Consider the following 17,339-nt stretch of genomic DNA (forward strand, 5'->3'; position numbering starts at 1 on the left):
TGGGATTAGTTTACCCAGTCACGCAGTGTGAACGTTAGTTCGTGATCTGCGTTTTTCAGCACTAGGCCATCGTTAGTCAGAGTAATGTCGCTCCAATCAGAAAGCGTTTCAGACATTACTTTTTCAATCTTCATTTGGTCTTCCATACACATCTTCATGGTCATGCCCATTTTCTCGATGCGTAGTTGGTTATCTTTTAGTTCAGCTTGACCGAAGAAGTTGTTACAACCTGCATTACCGTTCGCTGTTAGGTTTTCACCAATTTCTAAGCGAGGTGCTTGGCGTTCTTCTGCTGCGATGTTTTTGCCATCGATTTGAACCAGCTGCCAGTTGTGGTGCTGTAGATCTTGAGCCGTAATTTCTTTCACATTGTCACCGTTGCTAGCGCATGCAGTCATTAGAACTGGAAGTGAGATTGCTGCTACTAACGTTTTTAGGCTAAGCTTCATTTCATTGACTCCGTTTTTAGAAAACGTGGTAAGTATAGGTAATAAAACAGTGTTTTTGTCAGCATACGGTTATGGTTTCGTATGTTTTTAAACACGGCGTATTTTATAACAGAGATCCCATTCCAGGTACTAAAATTCAGCGAAAACTTCGAAATTTCTTACAGTTATTCGACTATAAGTGAATCGGGTCTTGATGAGATAACCAAAGAACGGGTTGAGCATGGAGCAACTGGAGTTTTTTACCGTCCCAAGTCCTTGTGTCGGAGTGTGCACTTCTGACGAAAAGGGCTATTGCAAGGGATGCATGCGTAAACGAGAAGAGCGGTTTAATTGGCTGAGTTTTACTCCTGCACAACAGTTGCACGTGATTAAGCTGTGTCGTCAGAGGTACAGAAGAAAGGTGCTAGCAAGGAAGGGGAAAGCAGAACTGCCTCAAGATGACTCATCCCCGCAACAGGATTTGTTTTAGTGTTGTTTACGCTTTATTACTTATGACTAACTATTCCCGGCCCAGTCTGAACTACTTATCCATAAGAGCCGGGAAGCTCCTATCCATTTTCGTGCTCAAAGTGATGAGCACTTGGCGTTACTTTAAAGACCATTGGTCGCTTACCCAGCCTCCTGCTTGTTCGTCGAAGTGACTACCGGAAAAGCGGTGATTTTGTTCCACGTCTAATTTACTGGTGGGTAATTCATCCATCATTTGATGAATGTATCTTGCCATTGGATCAGTACATGCTTCACGCTCTCTGCGAGTGACCACTTCTTTAATTATCTGCAGTCTATAGCTGTTGCTGGCTCGTTTCATTTTTGACCTCCAGAACTCGATGGCAGCAGTTTGAACACATTGGCGTTCAGATCGCTGCTCATTGGCGGGAGCGTAGAAGCCCATCGCCTTCGTTTGAAGTCTGAGAGACAAATTGTTTGAGAGCAGTGTTTGTAACGCCATTCGCATCTTTCTCAGAATCATTGACTGTGTGAATAAAAGTTAATTGTTCAAACACAGTTGATGAATCTTCATATTCGAAAGACCTTATCAAACATAGAAGCCCTACACATGGTCGTCAACAACGTAAATGAACATTTTTTGAACGATTTGTGAAGGTGGCGTTTTATCAGAGATTTAGCGCAAATAAAAAAACCGGAGCCACTTGGGCTCCGGTTGGTCTTAGAGTCAGTCTGACACGCCTTATCTCAGTTGTTATGCAACCGAATGGCTGTCAATGTCTAAGTGTAGACAAGAATGAAGTAAATTAGCTACCTGAAGCAGGACAGCCTTTCACTGATTGGCCGTTGCTCAAGTACTCAATGTTACCCAAGTTCTTATCGAAATCTGCCGCAGAAATCTGAGGGTTATTAACGAAGAACTCACGCAGTATAGCTGCATCTGTTTGCTGGGTTGATTTAACATCGATGATTGGGTAATTATCGCCACCCGCTGCACTAAAGCTAATTACAGAGAAAGTGTACTCAGCTTTTGGATCAAAGCCTTTACCGTTGATGTCTGTAATCGTTACGTCTTTCGCATCACAGTTAACTGATAGCGTGATGTTGTCTAGTTGAGCGTATGCACCAGAGCCAGCAGATTTTGTTGCTACAACGTCTAGGTAAGCTTTAACCTCTTCACCAGTCATGGTTGCTTTTGTTACAAAGTTACCAAAAGGTTGAACTGTTAGAACATCGCGGTAAGTGACATCACCTTTCTGGATAGAATCACGTACACCGCCTGAGTTCATTACGCCAAAGTCAGCATTCACTAGCTTGTTCGTGCGGTATGCTTTACCCAGTAGGTGACCAAGGTTAGTTTGTTGTGAACGGACAACATTACGGTCGCCTTCAAGCTTGCCGTCTGTGTTTGAGATTACTTCGTCCAGCAAATCTTGACCTTGTTGTTGGTATGGTAGAAGCAGCGCTTTTACTGTTGCATCAGGTTTAATTTGGTTTTGAATGAATTGGTAATCACCATTTTCATCTTTCGCTTTTAGGTTTACTGGAATCAGTGCGTAGTTCGCTAGGTGAAGCTTGCCATCGTAGTATTCGAAATCTGCACGACCTACGTATTTACCCCACTCATGCGCTTGCATGATGTAAGTGCCATTTTGCTGATCTGGTGTACACTCATCACCTGGTTTGAAGTCCGCGTAGTTGTTCGTACCTGGCTCCATACATACTGGGTTTTGCGAGTGGCCGCCGATGATAGCGTCTAGTTCACCTTCTTTTAGAGAACGTGCTAGTTGAACATCACCAGGCGCTTCGCTACCACTTTGACCATTTTGGTAGTGACCCATATGTGTTGTTGCGAATACTAGGTCGACTTTCTCGTTAGCTTCGATCTCGCCCAGCACTTTTTGGATTTCAACTTGAGGATCCTGGAAGTAGATGTCTTTTACGTTGTCTGGGTTTACAAGTTTTGCTGTATCTTCAGTAGTAAGACCGATAACCGCAATTTTCAGACCGTTAATCGTGAAGACTTTATAAGGAGCGAAGTAACGTTCATCAGTTACTTTTCCGTCCGCATCTTTTTTGTAGATGTTTGCTGCTAGCATTGGGAAATCAGCTAGCTCAGCTTGCATATCTAGAACATCTAGAGCGTTATCAAATTCGTGGTTACCCACAGCCATTGCGTCGTAACCCAGAAGGTTCATACCTACGAAGTCTGGCACAGCGTTCTGCATGTCTGACTCTGGTACACCTGTGTTGATGTCGCCACCAGACAGTAGGATAGACTCGCCACCATTTGCTGCTACTTCAGCACGAATAGACTCAATCAGTGTTTTACGTGCAGCCATGCCGTACTCACCTTTGCTGTTTTCCCAGAAACGACCGTGGTTATCGTTTGTGTGAAGAACAGTGAACTTAGTACATGAATCTGCAGTGTCACAAGTGACTGGAGAGTTGTCGCTGTCTGAGCCACATCCTGCTAGCGCAGCGCCGACTGAAAGTACCAAAAGGGATTTGTAAAACTTCATAAGGGATCCTTTCTTTGTGATTTTGATTTTATTACGGCGTGAAATATACGGAAATAATGTGAAACTTTAGTGATCTATATCTTATTTACAGTTTTGTTGAATACAGGAAATAACAGGGCTGCAAACCGCGTCGACAAATAAACAGAAACCGTATTTAGAAAGGATTTAATGTTTTTACTAATTAAATTTGTGAGTCGCTTAATTGATTTCAATTTACTAATGTGAATCAATACGCATTTTGGTGAGATATGGAGCAAACTTTGGTGATTATTTTGCCAGATTAATGTCTTCTTACTCTCTACGAAACAAATAGTTAAGATTTTTCTGTACGCTGTGTTGAGGAGTAAGGATGCTCAAAAAAACAACCGCACTTGCCGCGGAAATCGATTGCTCATGGCAAAAGCAGTTCAGTGTGAGCTGTAATTTGTACAATGGCTATTCTTATGACCCTCACTATTGGCAAAAGTTCTCCGATCTTTGCGCTGTATTTTTATATCAATCAGACGCCGTTACGTTTATATCTTGTCCCCCTAAATTATGGGAACGAATTAAACATTTTCAGCCAAGTGAGCTGGAGAGAAAACTCAATAATAAACAAATGTTCTGTGAATATGATGATGTCGACTACTATTTATTTAATGACGACAACGTCAACAAAGACGATGGGATAATTCCTCTCTCGATCGAATCTGATCTCGAATTACTTGAATCTTTTGTCAGCCGAATGAGCGAAGAAGATATCCTTAAAGCGGACTTTGACCTCGATAGCCATTTTTTTTACGGCATATTTGACAAAAATGAGCTGGTCGCTGTGCTTGCTTCTTATTGTTATAAAGGGAAAGAGCCGTTTGAGTCTTTATCCATATTGGTTTCTCCTGAAGCAAGAGGAAAAGGGTATGGAAAACGCCTGCTCAGTCATTTAATCAATGAAGTGAAGTCGAGGCAGCGCAAAATTAGGTATCGAGTAAATAGTGAAAATACGCCTTCAATAAGGCTCAGCCAGTCTTTGGGGTTTGAAGCGTACAGTCGTCAAAGAGTGTTTACTCCGGAGTAATGAGAAAGGCAAGCAATGGGATATACAGTTAGAAATGCAGTGAGAGATGAAGCGGATCAGATCGCCAAAATACACGTTGATTCATGGCAAGTCGCTTACCGAGGATTAATGCCGCAGAGTTACATTGACCAATTTACTCGAGAACGTCGAGAGCGTATGTGGACGCGAGTAATGACGGAGCAACTGGCCAATCTCATTGTTGTTGAGAAACAGAAAGAGATCGTGGGCTTTCTAAGTTATGAACTGCCTGATCACACCAGCGAAGACAAGACGGCAACGGTTACTTGTTGCTATGTTTCGCCTTTATACTTCGGGCAGGGCGCTGGCAGTGCTCTGATTGATGAATTAGAAACTCGTTTACTCTCGACACCAGTGATGCAAATTAGCCTTAAGGCGTTAGACACCAATAAACAAGGGCTTAATTTCTATAAGAAGTGTGGCTTTGTGCGATCTGGAGAGGAAGAGTCGGAGGTTATCGATGATATGACGCTCAACGACGTGACGCTGGTGAAGTACATAGCACGAACATAACTTACTGGTGAGAGTGTTTAATGCGGTGTTTGCAGAAAAGCACTATCGGTAATGAAAAGAGAATTGAGAAAAGAGTAGGGGAGATTTACTTCTGTTCTAAATAGTAAAACCCCGGAGGTGGTAAGTCTCCGGGGTTTTGAAATTTTTTAGATGTCTCGGTTGGTAAGTCCGATAATCTTTATGCAAAAGGTTTGGATTTTATCCGTTAATTCCTTGGTAGGGAATTAGATACGGATGAAGTCCATGTGCTCAACTTTTGGCTTGTAAGCGTGACGTTGAACGTCTTGTGGCTTAACTTTAACTTCAGCGCCGTCGATCACTAGAACGATACCTTCGTAGAACTCAGGCTTGTCCATTTGGTTAACGATGTCGTCGTGGTTAAGAACGATAGCAACTGCTGCTTCTTCACCGCCGTATACAACTGCAGGGAATTTGCCAGCGTGACGTAGGCGGCGGCTCGCACCTTTACCTAGTTCAGTACGTACTACTGCTTCGAATTTCATAGTATTTACTCTCAAATTAGTAAAAAATAAAACTTTACAAACACAATGCGACCTTGTGTTCGTAGTAAAGCTTGAAACAGGAACTGTTCAAGCGAGCGCGGATACTATCATCCTGCTCTACATTCAGCAACCAAAATTGTACCTAAATCACCAAAAAGCCAGTAATTCTTCGTCAAGAAGAGTGTCTGTTTTGTGGTGTCGGCAAAACTTTGTCCGCATTGCGCTGATTTTAACCTATTTGGCTTTTTGTCAGTACGTTTTTATTTGCCTAGGACTCAATCCTCTTTCCAAGTTAATTCATTCATTAACGACATCTGTTATTCACAAAATGAACGCAAAATGAATGTTGACCTCAGTAACCGTTAAGTCAGTCGGTTCTATTCTCCATCGTACATAAACGGACAACCTCAATGGAGCACATTATGAATCCTATCAGTATCGTGATTATTACCCTCAATGAAGAAAAACGTATTGGTCGACTACTTGAAGACTTAACCAAACAAACTCACCAGAACTTTGAAGTGATCGTGGTGGATTCGAACAGCGAAGATTCGACACGTGAAGTTGCACAAGCTTACGAAAGCTCATTGCCAGAACTGACAGTGCACCGCATGGATACGCGTGGTGTCAGCTTAGGTCGTAATACAGGTGCAGAACTGGCGAAGTATGAACGTATTCTTTTCTTAGATGCGGACGTGCGCTTACCAAGTGATTTTCTGAGCCGTGCAATGAGTAAGCTTGAGGATGCGAAGTTGGAAGTTGCTGGTGTTTACATGGGCTCAAAAAATCTGCCAATGGCACATAAGTTGGGTTATGGCATGTTTAACGCGGGATTGTTTATTACTCAGTACACATTCCCAACGGCGGTAGGTGCTTGTATTTTCTCTACCAAACGCGCACACAAAGAGATCAACGGCTTTGATGAGTCTATTACACTTTGCGAAGATTGTGATTACGTAAAACGCGCTTCTAAAACATGGCGTTTCCGCTTCTTACCGATGACGTTTGAATTCGATCCGCGCCGCCTTGAGCAAGACGGCTTCTTTAAGATGGGCATGACCTATTTCAAAGCCAATGTACGTCGATTCTTCTTTGGCGAGATGCGTAACAACGAAATGGAATACAAATTCGGTCACTACAAAGATCAACATTCGTAATCGTCGGAGGCTGCATGCTGGAAGCAATCAGTCTGTTTTTCGGAGCATTTCTGGATGCGACGATTGGACCTAATCTCTTTGTCCCGGGCGAGCCGTTTTTGCTCGCTGCGGGCTATCAATTGCACCAAGGTGTGATTTGGGGCGTTGTCGCCGTTTTGTTGGGCGGTTGGGTTGGCGATCAACTCAGTTACTTTATTGGTAAGCGTTCTGGCTCTAAAGCACAGAAGAAGCTGATTCGTTGGCAAGCCAAGACAAGGCGTCCAATCGCTCGTTGTCGTTTGTTGATGAAAAAACGCGGCAATGCCATTTTGATCTTTGCACGCTTACTCGGACCTGTTGCTTGGGTCGTGCCATTTATGGCGGGTACTGCGAATGTTAGTTGGAAGCGTTTTACTGTCTGTTCATCAATTGGATTGATACTTGGTGTTGGGCAATTTGTCGTTGCTGGGTATTTGCTTGCTGCGGGTCTTAACACATGGATTCCACTTGATTCCATAAAGTTCATCCTTGTTGAGCATAAGCTTCTTATTGCCTCAGTACTCATCGCTTCTGTATTCGCTCTTGTGGCTTGGAAGAAAAACTGGTCACGTAAATGGACAAAATCCCTAACGGCTTTAGTGTTATGTTTAGTTGCTGCGAATTATGGACACTTTTTCTATCTAGCAGATGACAATATTGAACAACCCGGCGTTACTGAAAATCAATCGATAGTCCTTAATGATATCGGCTTTAAGGTTTATCCGGGGCGCTCGAATGTGTTTGACGCTCAGGCAGTCAACTTGGTGTACGTCGGAGAATCCCCGCGAAGCCTAATGCAAGAGCTCGGCTGGCTAGAGAATCAAACCTTTTCAAGAAACGACATTGAATTGGCAGACTATGTGAGCTTATTGAAGCAGAAGCTGCCGCCCGTTTCTGATTTGTTTTGGAATGGCAAGCCACAGTCGATGGCATTCCAAGAGCCCGGAAGTTTGTTAAAACGCTCTCATGTTCGCTGGTGGCAAGCAGGGTTAGAATCAAAGTCTGGTCAACCGATTTGGGTCGGAGCGATTAGTTACGATGACGGTCTCAAGTTGGCGCATTACTCGGGTATTGTGACGGTGTTGCATCGAATAGATCCTAATGTGGACAGCGAAAGAGACCGTCTAGCGAATCAAATTGAAGTCAGTCATTTAGCGCTAGTCGGAGAGTTACATTCGTTAGCGCAACCTGTCGCAATGGATAGTAAGCACGACTATTATTCGGATGGGAATGTACTGTTGATTAGTGAACCATCGCTAGCATTAAACTTACCCAATCAAAGCGCTATTTAGATATACCCAAGCATCTTGAGGTTACTTGGGTATATAAAAATGGCACCTAGCGAATAAATCGATAAGTGCCATTTTAAAGTAATACTGTGAGTGACTGATGTAAGCTGACTTAAGCGCGGCTCTTTTGCAGAATCAAGGTGGCTTTTAACCCTCCCATTTTACTCTCTGATAATTCAAGTTGACCGCGGTAACTGTGCGCCATTTCACTGACAATGTTTAAACCTAAACCGGATCCTGGCGTTGTTTCATCCAGACGGTAGCCACGCTTTATTACTTGGCATAATTGCTCAGGAGGAATACCCGGACCGTCGTCTTCAACAATGATATGAATGTTGTCTTTATCTAACGTTGAATGAACACGAATGATGCTGTTCGCCCATTTGTAGCCATTTTCCAGTAAGTTTCCCACCATTTCATCCAGATCGGTTTTTTCTACGGCGACGTTCAATTCAGAATCAAGCTCGTTAATCAGCGTGACGTCACGATGTGCGTAGACCTTGTCAAACGCCATGGATATGGCATCAACGCGCTCTGAAGGGTTCGATTTCACCGAAAGAATGTTCATTGAGCCAGCCATACGAGCGCGACCTAAGTGGTAATCGATGTGTTGTTGGATCTGTGTGATTGGCGCGTTCAAGCGTTCTTGTTCTTCAGGCGTGAAGTTTTGCACTTCGTTTTTTAAAACCGAAAGTGGTGTTTTCAGCGCGTGAGATAAGTTTCCTGCATGATTGCGTGCACGTTCAAGTAGCTCTTGATAGTGAAAGAGCAGGGCATTAAGGTCAGAAATCAAAGGTGAGATTTCTTTTGGGTACTCTTCTTCCAAGCCTTTCTTGTTGCCTGATTTCAGTTCGGCTAACTCTCTTTGCAGCTTGGTTAGCGGACTCAATGACCAGGCGATTTGCAGCAAGATAACCGCAAGAACACCAGCAAAGAGCAATCCTAAAATGATCCAAAGCTGCCCAGTTAAAGACTGAATCGTGCCTTCAATTGGATCTTCGTCAATGCCAATGATGACATCAATGGGACCATCGTAATCCGGTAGATAAAGGGTCTTTTTCAACGTGATAAGTTTTTCATCACGTGCGCCAAAGGCGTCTTTATCCAATCCTTTGTACTCAATTTTCTTATCCCATAGTGAACGCGAACGTTCTAGGCTTGTGTCCGTTGATGCGCTCCAGTAAAGACCACTGTATGGACGATTAAATCTTGGGTCGGAAAGTTGAGTAGGAAGGGTGAGTTGACCTTTACTGTCGACTTCGAGCTGGGCGGCAATCTCGTCCATGTAAACATTCAATTGGGAGCGAGTGTCGTCCACCATATAGCTGTAAACTTGGGTTGGGATCGTGACGCCCGCCGCGAGGATCATCGCTGTGAGCCAAACGACCGCCGCTAGCACTAAGCGGCTTTTGATGCTCAGCCGCTTAAGAATGTGCATGGGAAGTTTGCTTCTATTCCGCATTCAATTGATACCCTAAACCGCGGACGGTTTTGATGATTTTTGGGGCGATCTTCTTGCGAATACGACCGATAAACACTTCGATGGTGTTTGAATCACGGTCGAAGTCTTGCTTGTAGATGTGTTCTACCAACTCGGTACGAGAAATGACTTTTTCTGGGTTGTGCATGAAGTACGCGACCACTTTATATTCTAACGCGGTTAAGCTTACTGCTTGCCCTTGCCACAGCACTTTTGATGAGCGCGTATCTAAACTTAAATCACCAATCTGCATGACAGGTGAGGCGTTACCTGAAGCACGGCGTAATTGAGCGCGAAGGCGAGCCGTTAGCTCGACCATTTCAAATGGTTTGGTTAGATAATCGTCGGCTCCGGCATTCAAACCCTCAACACGTTGAGATAATGTGTCACGGGCACTCAAAATAACAACTGGCGTATTAATGTTTTCGTCTCGAATACCTTTAAGGACCGTTAGCCCATCTAGTTTTGGTAAACCTAGATCGAGCACAATTGCATCCCATTCTTCAGAGGTCGCACGGTAAAGCGCGTCGATACCATCTTGGGAAAGTTCTGGTACCCAGCCATTGTTTTCCAACGTTTCTAAAATCTGTTCGCCTAGGCGAGGTTCATCTTCGACAACAAGTATTTTCATATTCTTTCTTCTAATTATGTTTGGATATCGATTACTGCGGCTTAAGAGCTTTATTGAAGTTACGCCCTTTGATCTCGAGCATCTCTAGTGTGGCAGCGTCGTATTCCACTTTTATCACACTGTCATTGAACAAGATTTTCAGCTCGTAAACCCATTCGTCATCGTCTTCTTCAAGTTCAACTTTAATAATACGCCCATACAAATCATTCTCCACTGCTGCGTACATATCGGAGAATGGGCGAATGTAACCTTTTTGAACGGCACGATAGACTTCATCTTGATCTTCATCGAATTCAATTCGAGTTCCCGGTTTCTCAACGTCACGAACGATGGCATGACCATCTTTTTCATCATGATGATCATGGTGAGATGCAAAACTTGGTGCTGACAATAAAAGTGGCACTAAGCCTAGCAGCACGGGAAGTTTGCGCGGAGTGAAGGAGGTAGACATAGCAAAGCCTTTTTCAATGAGTTACGACGATTATATCGTGCTGTACATGAACAGAAAGTGAATTCGTGAGCATTCGCTTATCTTAGTTCGTCGTCAAAGATCTTATCGCGCAGTTTCCAAAAACGCCCTGACTTTCTAGCAATCACGAATTGTGGCAGACGGAAACGATGCTGGTTTGCCACGACTCTGGTTGGCGACGCCTCTTCAAATGGACGATGTTTATCAGCAAGGTGAGGGCGTACAAACTGGTCTTTGAAGATTTGCTTCTGTTTTTTGGTATTCAGTGACCAGAATTCGTGAACCAATGCATTTCCTTCTCCTTGATAGGTTTCACCGGAATACGTCACTTTCAACTGTGATTTGCCATCACTGGACTTAAATACTGACAAGTCCATCTCGGTACATTCAAAGATCAGCGCATCTTTTAGGTTCAATGCTTCCTTGAGCTTTTTGTCTGGATCAACCAGCGTGGCATCACACTCATGACAAATACGCGCTGCAATGTCGTTATCAGCGCCACATTCGCCGCAATATTTAGCTCTAAATCGATAACCGCAATGCTCACGTTCTCCGGTCTCATCGTCCTCAAAATATCCTTGGCAACGACGACCAAAGTGCTCCAGCAAAAAACCATTGCTATCCAGTTTTCCCCAGAAGTTGTTATTAAAGCCGCAAGCGGGGCAAGGGATGGTGATGATTTCGCTAGTGGAATCTGGCTTCGGATCGCCCACTTCAGGCTGATATAAATCATAGCTGTTGCCAGCGTAATCCAGTACGAGACATTCTGATTTGCCTTCCGACAGACGCAAACCACGACCAACAATTTGCTGATACAAGCTGACCGACTCGGTTGGGCGCAGAATCGCGATTAAATCCACATGTGGTGCATCGAAGCCCGTGGTTAAAACGGACACGTTAACCAAGTACTTTATCTCACGATTCTTGAACGACTGAATAATGGCATCGCGCTCTGGTGTTGGCGTGTCACCAATCACAATCGCGGTTTCGCCTTCAGGCAATAAACCATGGATTTCTTGTGCATGGCGAACTGTAGCTGCAAATACCATTACGCCTTTGCGTTCTTTGGCGTATTGAATGATTTGTTCAACGATCTGTGGTGTCGCTCGCTTAGCTTTGTCGATCACCATGTCCATCTCAGCTTCTTTGTATCGACCTGTGTTTGCTGGTTTGAGTTGTGAGAAGTCATAAGATAGGACTGGCGCGTCCATCATGCGAGCTGGTGTTAAGAAGTTTTCATCCAGTAAGTAACGGATAGGGAGTTCGAAGATACAGTCACGGAAAAAGCGTGACTCTTCCGTGCGAACTTGTCCACGGGTGTGATACTGATAGATCCAGCCCATGCCTAAGCGGTATGGGGTTGCGGTTAAACCCAAAACTTTAATGCCTGGGTTGAGTTCTCTTAGGTGCGTGATTACTTTTTGGTAGCTACTGGTTTTTTCGTCTGGCACGCGATGGCATTCATCAATCACTAACAAGGAAAATTGATTCTTGAAAGAGTCCAGATTGCGCACTACTGATTGTACAGAAGCAAACACCACTTGCTGATCGGTTTCTTTACGTCCAAGACCCGCTGAGAATATTGAGCCTTTCAGTCCATAGCCTTCGTACTTAGCGTGGTTCTGTTCCACCAGCTCTTTTACATGAGCAAGTACTAGGACGCGCCCTTTGGCAAGTCTTGCTAGCTCTGCAATGACCAAGCTTTTACCTGCACCTGTAGGCAGCACAATGACTGCTGGTGTGGTGTGTTTACGAAAATAGTGAATCACCGCTTTAACAGAGTCGGCTTGGTATGGTCGAAGGGTGTACATGAAAATCTGTGAAATTGCTCAACTATTCGAATTAGGATCGCTATAATACCCGACCTTAAACATTAGAGGTATTCATGCGTTTAGATAAATATTTGTGTGATGGGCTGGGTGCGACTCGCAAGCAGGCAACGAAGATCATCAAAAGTGGCGAAGTGACCGTTGATGGCGAAGTACAAAAGAGTGGTGCTTTCAAAGTGCCAGAAGGTGGTGTGGTTGAGTGGGAAGGGCGCGAAGTTGGTGCTCCTGGTCCTCGTTACATTATGTTGTACAAGCCTGCGGACTTTGTGTGTTCACATGAAGATGGGCATAACCCAACCGCATTCGTGTTGCTTGATGAGCCAAAGGTAGAAAACCTACACTTTGCTGGTCGCTTGGATGTGGACACTACTGGTCTTGTGTTGATCACTGACGATGGTCAATGGTCCCACCGTATTACGTCGCCAAAACACAAATGTGAAAAGACGTACCGCGTATGGCTTGTGGATGCGATTCAACCTGATTACGTTGAAAAGTTTGCCGAAGGTATTGAGTTACGTAATGAACGCGAACCAACATTGCCTGCCCACCTTGAAATTGTAAACGAAGCTGAAAACGAAGTGCTGTTAACGATTGTGGAAGGTAAATACCACCAAGTGAAGCGTATGTTTGCTGCGCTCGGCAACAAGGTTGAACACCTTCACCGTGAGCGTATTGGTTCAATTGTGCTTGATGAAGCGCTTGAGCCGGGTGATTACCGATTCTTAACAGAAGAAGAAGTCGAATCAGTAGTGAAATGATTCACTCTGGTTGGAAGTAATTGCTGTTCTGGGAAATTGTTTAATTCCTGATAGGAACTAGTGTTTTGGTAGGAAATCGCTCAGAATGGGGATTCCTACCAAATAAGTCTTAGTGTCTGAACAAGACGCGCATTCGCCGCTCATAAACGCAGGCAGAACTGTATTTAATCTGAGAAAAGTCTTTTCTCTTGTTGGTCCTTACTGACGATAAGTACAGACGGTGTTAACGTCATCGCCTCTTCGTTTTAGCTCGGTTACTTTTTCGTTCTGCATACTCATCATGCAGGTTTTAGCGTCGAGTTAGGCAAGACCGCCTTGGTATACTTTCGTCTTTTATGATCTTCTCAATAGTAAGGATACTATGCACTGTCTCCGTGATTGTTACGGATTCGGGGTAAGGGAAGCGTCAATCATCTATCTCAATCAATGTGGAATGTTGATGGGAGGACACAACAAGAGGTAAGGCAATGACAGAAAAAGCCCAAAGTGCTCCCCAGTCACAAATCAGTTTTTTATTGTTCCTTGTACTCGGTGCAATTGGTGCGTTGACGCCACTTGCTATCGATATGTATTTGCCGGCTATGCCAACCATCGCTAAAGATCTTGGTGTAACCGCAGGTGCTGTACAGATTACGTTAACGGCTTATACAGCAGGCTTCGCAATAGGTCAGCTGATTCATGGTCCGTTAGCCGACAGCTATGGTCGCCGACCTGTACTCATTTTAGGTGTGCTCTTTTTTGGTTTGGCAGCGGTAGTCAGTGCAACGACTAACGGTATTGATGCGCTTACTTATGTGCGTACGGCACAAGGTTTTGCGGGTGCGGCAGCGGCTGTGATTATCCAAGCGGTTGTACGAGACATGTTTGACCGTGAAGATTTTGCGCGTGCAATGTCATTCGTGACGTTGGTGATCACGATTGCACCTTTGGTTGCACCGATGATTGGTGGTCACCTCGCGATCTGGTTCGGTTGGCGTTCAATCTTTTGGGTGCTCGCTATCTTCGCGGTTGTGGTGATCTTGCTTGTTCTATGGATGATTCCAGAGACATTGAAACCAGAAAACCGTCAGCCATTAAGATTCAGAACCACGATTCGTAACTATGCACGTCTGTGTTCTAACCCTGAAGCGTTAGGGTTAATGCTCTCAGGTGCGTTCTCGTTCTCAGGCATGTTTGCATTCCTGACTGCGGGTTCATTTATATATATCGATTTATACGGTGTTCGGCCAGACCAATTTGGTTACCTATTTGGCTTGAACATTGTGGCAATGATCATCATGACCAGTCTCAATGGTCGCATGGTGAAAAAGGTCGGTTCCCATTTTATGCTGCGCTTCGGTCTAACCATCCAGTTGATTGCTGGTATTGGACTGTTTGCTGGTTGGATGCTTGATCTTGGTTTGTGGGGCATCGTGCCATTTGTAGTGCTGTTTATTGGAACCTTGTCTACGATTGGTAGTAACTCGATGGCGCTGCTGTTAAGTGGCTACCCAACGATGGCAGGCACTGCATCTTCACTTGCTGGTACTCTGCGCTTTGGCACAGGTTCATTGATTGGTGCGCTTGTTGCAGCAATGCCCGGTGGCGTTGCGTGGCCGATGATCGTTGTTATGTTTGCTTGTTCAGTGCTGTCTGCACTGTTTTATTGGACTTTAGGAAGAAAGGCGTAATGTCTAATTACACCAAAGAAATTCAAAACTTAGTTAACGCTGCTTTGGCAGATTTAGACCAAGAGCATCGCTCTGGTAAATTGGCAAATGCACCAGTAGCGAACAATCATTACTTGGTTCGTTGGGTAACCAAGGCGCTGAAATCACAGCGTTTTGGTCGCACTGTGGGTGATGATCTAACGCGTTGGCAAAAAGCAGGTCGCTCAAAAGGCAACGATGCTGGTTTGCTATTTATCTTTAAACGCATCTCAGGCTTTTACGCGCAGTTTTTCCCTGAAGGTGAAGAGTCTAAAGTGATCAAAGATTCTGACATTGAAGCGTTTCTTGATGCGATGGAGCAAGCGGGCTGGGAAGTGTCAACTTCTGAGCAGTTAGTTGGCTGCGGTAAAGTACAAATCTACACTGAAGGTCAAAACTCACTAGCCTTATGTGCTGACCAGTGTGAAAGCTGTTTTGATGGTGAGCTGTTGGTAAAACCGATGAGTTGGTTTGTTCGCGGTAACCACGCAGAGTTCGTTGAGAAAGCATCGCAAGCAGGTTACATGGTGCACAAGGTCACTGACTACAAATCGATGGTGAAATACCACGGTGAGTACCTTATCTTCCCTGCGAACGAAGGCAATCAATTGGCAGAGATTCCACTGTCATTTAAAGCAGACTAATTTATCTATCGCATCATAAAAAATCGGAGCCTGTGCTCCGATTTTTTATATCCGTGACTTATCGATCTTATTTATGGCATGTACATGTCATTCAGTTTAGTCACTTGCTTATGCTTTCTACGCTTGATGAAGTAGTTAGAAACCACACCGAACATCAAGACCAGACCACAGAACCCGTACACTTGCATGATAGTCGGATCGCTTGAGACAAAACCGAAGTCTGAGAACATTACGTAAGCGCCCAATACCATGTAGATGATGACCGCTGATGCTTCAAAGCGGAATGACCACGGCGTCACATCGATATTCTCATTTACAGGCATTACGTAGTCTGTTTCACGTGGCATGAAGTGACCAATCGCAAACATCAGAGCAGTACACACGACGAATAGAATCGCCAATTGGTGTAGGAAGTGGATTGGTGTACCAAAGACCAATTGCATCGCAGCGTAAGAGCTAACAAATACGACCAAAGCAACTTTAGCGGCAATAGCCGGTACACGTTTGGAAATGTAGCCTACAAATACGATGGTGAAGATAGGCACACTAAAGAAGCCCGCAACCATTTGTAGGTATTGGAACAAGCCTTCTGGTGCGTACATGATGAAAGGGGCAATACAGACCGAAATGATCGCAATGATAACGCCGAAGATACGACCTTTCCCGACTAACTCTTCATCCGATTTGCCTTTGCCAAATAGTGGCTTGTAAACGTTCAAAGCAAACAAGGTTGTTGAGCTGTTCAATACACCGTTAAAGGTACTTAGGATTGCGCCGAACATGACCGCAACAAAGAAACCAACAAGCGGCTTAGGCAATACCTCGTTCACCAAGCGTGTGTACATCGTGTCTGGGTTGCCTGCATCTGCGCCAAACATATGGAACGCAATGATTCCGGGAATGATTAGGAAAAGTGGAGAGATAACTTTAATCGCACCCGCGAGAATCACACCTTTCTGACCTTCTTTCAGGTTCTTCGCGCCAAGTGCACGTTGGATAATAGATTGGTCAGTACCCCAGTAGTACAAGTTCACCAACAATAGACCTGTGAACAGGGTAGAGAACGGCAGTGGATCGGTTTCTTTACCTACGGATTGCAGCTTTTCTGGGGCGGCAGTCAGCAATACGTCTAAACCTTCCATAAAGTTACCGCCGCCTAATGCCATCAGACCAAATACAGGGATCATCAAACCGCCGGTGATCAAGCCTACGCCATTGATCGTGTCTGCAATTACCACGGCTTTTAGACCGCCGTAAATCGCGTAGAAGAAACCCAGCAAACCGATAGTGGCAGAAATAAGGGCGATAGAGCTGAACTCAGAAATACCCAATAAACCTTGCACATCAAAGATTTCGCCCAGTACCACAGCGCCAGCGTAAAGAGTGGTAGGTAGAATGTTGATGACGTATTGGCACAAGAACAACAGGGTAACGAACTTCTTCACCGACATGTCGTAACGACTTTCTAAGAAGTCAGGAATGGTGGTGATGCCTTGCTTAAGGTAGCGAGGAACAAGCAGCAGCGCAATGATAACCAGTGTAACGCCAGATGCCACTTCCCAGCCCATCACACTCATGTTGTGGGTGTATGATTGTGCACTCATGCCAACAAAGCTAGTAGCACTCAGGTTGGTAAGAATCAAGGAGCTGGCAATCAGCCCACCTGTTAAGCTTCGTCCACCAAGGAAGAAGCCATCTTGAGAGGTGTGTTTATCGTTTTTAACTTTGCTGTAAGTGAACACCACAACAAAGCCTGTAAACAGCAAGAACGAAAGTAATACTGTAATAGACATTTTGTTTCCTTAACAAGTTAAGCAATTAAGTTTTGCTTGTTAGTTGTAGGGTGTCCCTCTAGCGCGTATAGGAGTGT

At 44.5% G+C, this 17,339-nt stretch carries 17 protein-coding genes; 8 read left to right on the top strand and 9 right to left on the bottom strand.

Features of this window, described 5'->3' with window-relative positions; all coding sequences use genetic code 11:
• Positions 1–5: 5 nt before the first annotated feature.
• Positions 6–449 carry an META domain-containing protein gene (locus tag OH463_RS02605; RefSeq protein WP_005450631.1) on the bottom strand — a complete coding sequence of 148 codons (444 nt, stop codon included), beginning with the start codon at positions 447–449 and terminating at the stop codon, positions 6–8.
• A 220-nt stretch (positions 450–669) separates the two neighbouring features.
• Between OH463_RS02605 and OH463_RS02610 the strand changes: the two genes are divergently transcribed.
• Positions 670–918 carry a DUF1289 domain-containing protein gene (locus tag OH463_RS02610; RefSeq protein WP_269990430.1) on the top strand — a complete coding sequence of 83 codons (249 nt, stop codon included), beginning with the start codon at positions 670–672 and terminating at the stop codon, positions 916–918.
• Between the two features lie 117 nt (positions 919–1,035).
• Here OH463_RS02610 and OH463_RS02615 read toward each other — a convergent pair whose 3' ends face one another.
• Both OH463_RS02615 and ushA read right to left on the bottom strand, forming a co-directional pair.
• Positions 1,036–1,257, bottom strand: coding sequence for a hypothetical protein (locus OH463_RS02615; RefSeq protein WP_047513633.1), 222 nt, complete (start codon positions 1,255–1,257; stop codon positions 1,036–1,038).
• A gap of 445 nt (positions 1,258–1,702) precedes the next feature.
• Positions 1,703–3,418 (bottom strand): bifunctional UDP-sugar hydrolase/5'-nucleotidase UshA, encoded by a 1,716-nt coding sequence (gene ushA, locus OH463_RS02620; RefSeq protein ID WP_222325598.1) that lies wholly within the window; start codon positions 3,416–3,418, stop codon positions 1,703–1,705.
• 349 nt (positions 3,419–3,767) lie between these two features.
• On the opposite strand from ushA, the gene OH463_RS02625 reads away from it, so the two are divergent.
• Positions 3,768–4,472: a GNAT family N-acetyltransferase gene (locus OH463_RS02625; protein ID WP_269990433.1), complete on the top strand. Its 705-nt coding sequence runs from the start codon at positions 3,768–3,770 to the stop codon at positions 4,470–4,472.
• A gap of 15 nt (positions 4,473–4,487) precedes the next feature.
• Positions 4,488–5,003 (top strand): GNAT family N-acetyltransferase, encoded by a 516-nt coding sequence (locus OH463_RS02630; protein ID WP_005450623.1) that lies wholly within the window; start codon positions 4,488–4,490, stop codon positions 5,001–5,003.
• Positions 5,004–5,227: 224 nt separating this feature from the next.
• On the opposite strand, the gene rplY is transcribed toward OH463_RS02630, so the two are convergent.
• Positions 5,228–5,506, bottom strand: a complete 279-nt coding sequence (rplY, locus tag OH463_RS02635) for a 50S ribosomal protein L25 (protein ID WP_005450622.1) — start codon at positions 5,504–5,506, stop codon at positions 5,228–5,230.
• Between the two features lie 422 nt (positions 5,507–5,928).
• Between rplY and OH463_RS02640 the strand changes: the two genes are divergently transcribed.
• The gene (locus tag OH463_RS02640) at positions 5,929–6,663 is read left to right on the top strand and encodes a glycosyltransferase family 2 protein (RefSeq protein WP_005450620.1); all 735 of its coding nucleotides are present in this window, start codon (positions 5,929–5,931) and stop codon (positions 6,661–6,663) included.
• Between the two features lie 14 nt (positions 6,664–6,677).
• Positions 6,678–7,973, top strand: a complete 1,296-nt coding sequence (locus OH463_RS02645) for an LssY C-terminal domain-containing protein (RefSeq protein WP_009698140.1) — start codon at positions 6,678–6,680, stop codon at positions 7,971–7,973.
• A gap of 109 nt (positions 7,974–8,082) precedes the next feature.
• Here the strand turns inward: OH463_RS02645 and OH463_RS02650 are convergent, their stop codons facing one another.
• The 4 genes from OH463_RS02650 to OH463_RS02665 all read right to left on the bottom strand — a co-directional run bounded on the left by OH463_RS02650 (position 8,083) and on the right by OH463_RS02665 (position 12,361).
• Positions 8,083–9,432 carry an ATP-binding protein gene (locus tag OH463_RS02650; protein WP_045488294.1) on the bottom strand — a complete coding sequence of 450 codons (1,350 nt, stop codon included), beginning with the start codon at positions 9,430–9,432 and terminating at the stop codon, positions 8,083–8,085.
• A complete protein-coding gene (locus tag OH463_RS02655) occupies positions 9,422–10,081 on the bottom strand; it encodes a response regulator transcription factor (protein WP_005442273.1) in 660 nt (219 codons plus the stop codon). The genes OH463_RS02650 and OH463_RS02655 overlap by 11 nt, the downstream gene beginning before the upstream one ends.
• Before the next feature lie 31 nt (positions 10,082–10,112).
• Positions 10,113–10,532 carry a PepSY domain-containing protein gene (locus OH463_RS02660; protein WP_005450617.1) on the bottom strand — a complete coding sequence of 140 codons (420 nt, stop codon included), beginning with the start codon at positions 10,530–10,532 and terminating at the stop codon, positions 10,113–10,115.
• A gap of 77 nt (positions 10,533–10,609) precedes the next feature.
• Positions 10,610–12,361 carry a DEAD/DEAH box helicase gene (locus OH463_RS02665; RefSeq protein WP_009698138.1) on the bottom strand — a complete coding sequence of 584 codons (1,752 nt, stop codon included), beginning with the start codon at positions 12,359–12,361 and terminating at the stop codon, positions 10,610–10,612.
• 74 nt (positions 12,362–12,435) lie between these two features.
• Here OH463_RS02665 and rsuA point away from each other — a divergent pair, with 74 nt between their 5' ends.
• The 3 genes from rsuA to OH463_RS02680 all read left to right on the top strand — a co-directional run bounded on the left by rsuA (position 12,436) and on the right by OH463_RS02680 (position 15,469).
• A complete protein-coding gene (gene rsuA, locus OH463_RS02670) occupies positions 12,436–13,137 on the top strand; it encodes a 16S rRNA pseudouridine(516) synthase RsuA (RefSeq protein WP_005450615.1) in 702 nt (233 codons plus the stop codon).
• A gap of 467 nt (positions 13,138–13,604) precedes the next feature.
• Complete coding sequence (locus OH463_RS02675; protein ID WP_005450614.1) at positions 13,605–14,807, top strand: Bcr/CflA family multidrug efflux MFS transporter; 1,203 nt, start codon at positions 13,605–13,607, stop codon at positions 14,805–14,807.
• Complete coding sequence (locus OH463_RS02680; protein ID WP_009702485.1) at positions 14,807–15,469, top strand: DUF2913 family protein; 663 nt, start codon at positions 14,807–14,809, stop codon at positions 15,467–15,469. Before OH463_RS02675 ends, OH463_RS02680 begins: the two co-directional genes overlap by 1 nt.
• Before the next feature lie 71 nt (positions 15,470–15,540).
• On the opposite strand, the gene OH463_RS02685 is transcribed toward OH463_RS02680, so the two are convergent.
• Positions 15,541–17,262 (bottom strand): solute:sodium symporter family transporter, encoded by a 1,722-nt coding sequence (locus tag OH463_RS02685; protein WP_050933888.1) that lies wholly within the window; start codon positions 17,260–17,262, stop codon positions 15,541–15,543.
• Positions 17,263–17,339 lie beyond the last annotated feature (77 nt).

Source organism: Vibrio sp. NFR, assembly GCF_027587095.1.
GTDB lineage: Bacteria > Pseudomonadota > Gammaproteobacteria > Enterobacterales > Vibrionaceae > Vibrio > Vibrio harveyi.

Coding starts and splice junctions, on each gene's coding strand:
- OH463_RS02625 (WP_269990433.1), top strand. CDS start 3,768: ATGCTCAAAAAAACAACCGCACTTGCCGCGGAAATCGATTGCTCATGG.
- OH463_RS02680 (WP_009702485.1), top strand. CDS start 14,807: ATGTCTAATTACACCAAAGAAATTCAAAACTTAGTTAACGCTGCTTTG.
- rplY (WP_005450622.1), bottom strand. CDS start 5,506: ATGAAATTCGAAGCAGTAGTACGTACTGAACTAGGTAAAGGTGCGAGC.
- OH463_RS02685 (WP_050933888.1), bottom strand. CDS start 17,262: ATGTCTATTACAGTATTACTTTCGTTCTTGCTGTTTACAGGCTTTGTT.
- OH463_RS02605 (WP_005450631.1), bottom strand. CDS start 449: ATGAAGCTTAGCCTAAAAACGTTAGTAGCAGCAATCTCACTTCCAGTT.
- OH463_RS02610 (WP_269990430.1), top strand. CDS start 670: ATGGAGCAACTGGAGTTTTTTACCGTCCCAAGTCCTTGTGTCGGAGTG.
- OH463_RS02630 (WP_005450623.1), top strand. CDS start 4,488: ATGGGATATACAGTTAGAAATGCAGTGAGAGATGAAGCGGATCAGATC.
- OH463_RS02645 (WP_009698140.1), top strand. CDS start 6,678: ATGCTGGAAGCAATCAGTCTGTTTTTCGGAGCATTTCTGGATGCGACG.
- OH463_RS02640 (WP_005450620.1), top strand. CDS start 5,929: ATGAATCCTATCAGTATCGTGATTATTACCCTCAATGAAGAAAAACGT.
- OH463_RS02655 (WP_005442273.1), bottom strand. CDS start 10,081: ATGAAAATACTTGTTGTCGAAGATGAACCTCGCCTAGGCGAACAGATT.
- OH463_RS02615 (WP_047513633.1), bottom strand. CDS start 1,257: ATGAAACGAGCCAGCAACAGCTATAGACTGCAGATAATTAAAGAAGTG.
- OH463_RS02650 (WP_045488294.1), bottom strand. CDS start 9,432: ATGCGGAATAGAAGCAAACTTCCCATGCACATTCTTAAGCGGCTGAGC.
- rsuA (WP_005450615.1), top strand. CDS start 12,436: ATGCGTTTAGATAAATATTTGTGTGATGGGCTGGGTGCGACTCGCAAG.
- OH463_RS02665 (WP_009698138.1), bottom strand. CDS start 12,361: ATGTACACCCTTCGACCATACCAAGCCGACTCTGTTAAAGCGGTGATT.
- OH463_RS02660 (WP_005450617.1), bottom strand. CDS start 10,532: ATGTCTACCTCCTTCACTCCGCGCAAACTTCCCGTGCTGCTAGGCTTA.
- OH463_RS02675 (WP_005450614.1), top strand. CDS start 13,605: ATGACAGAAAAAGCCCAAAGTGCTCCCCAGTCACAAATCAGTTTTTTA.
- ushA (WP_222325598.1), bottom strand. CDS start 3,418: ATGAAGTTTTACAAATCCCTTTTGGTACTTTCAGTCGGCGCTGCGCTA.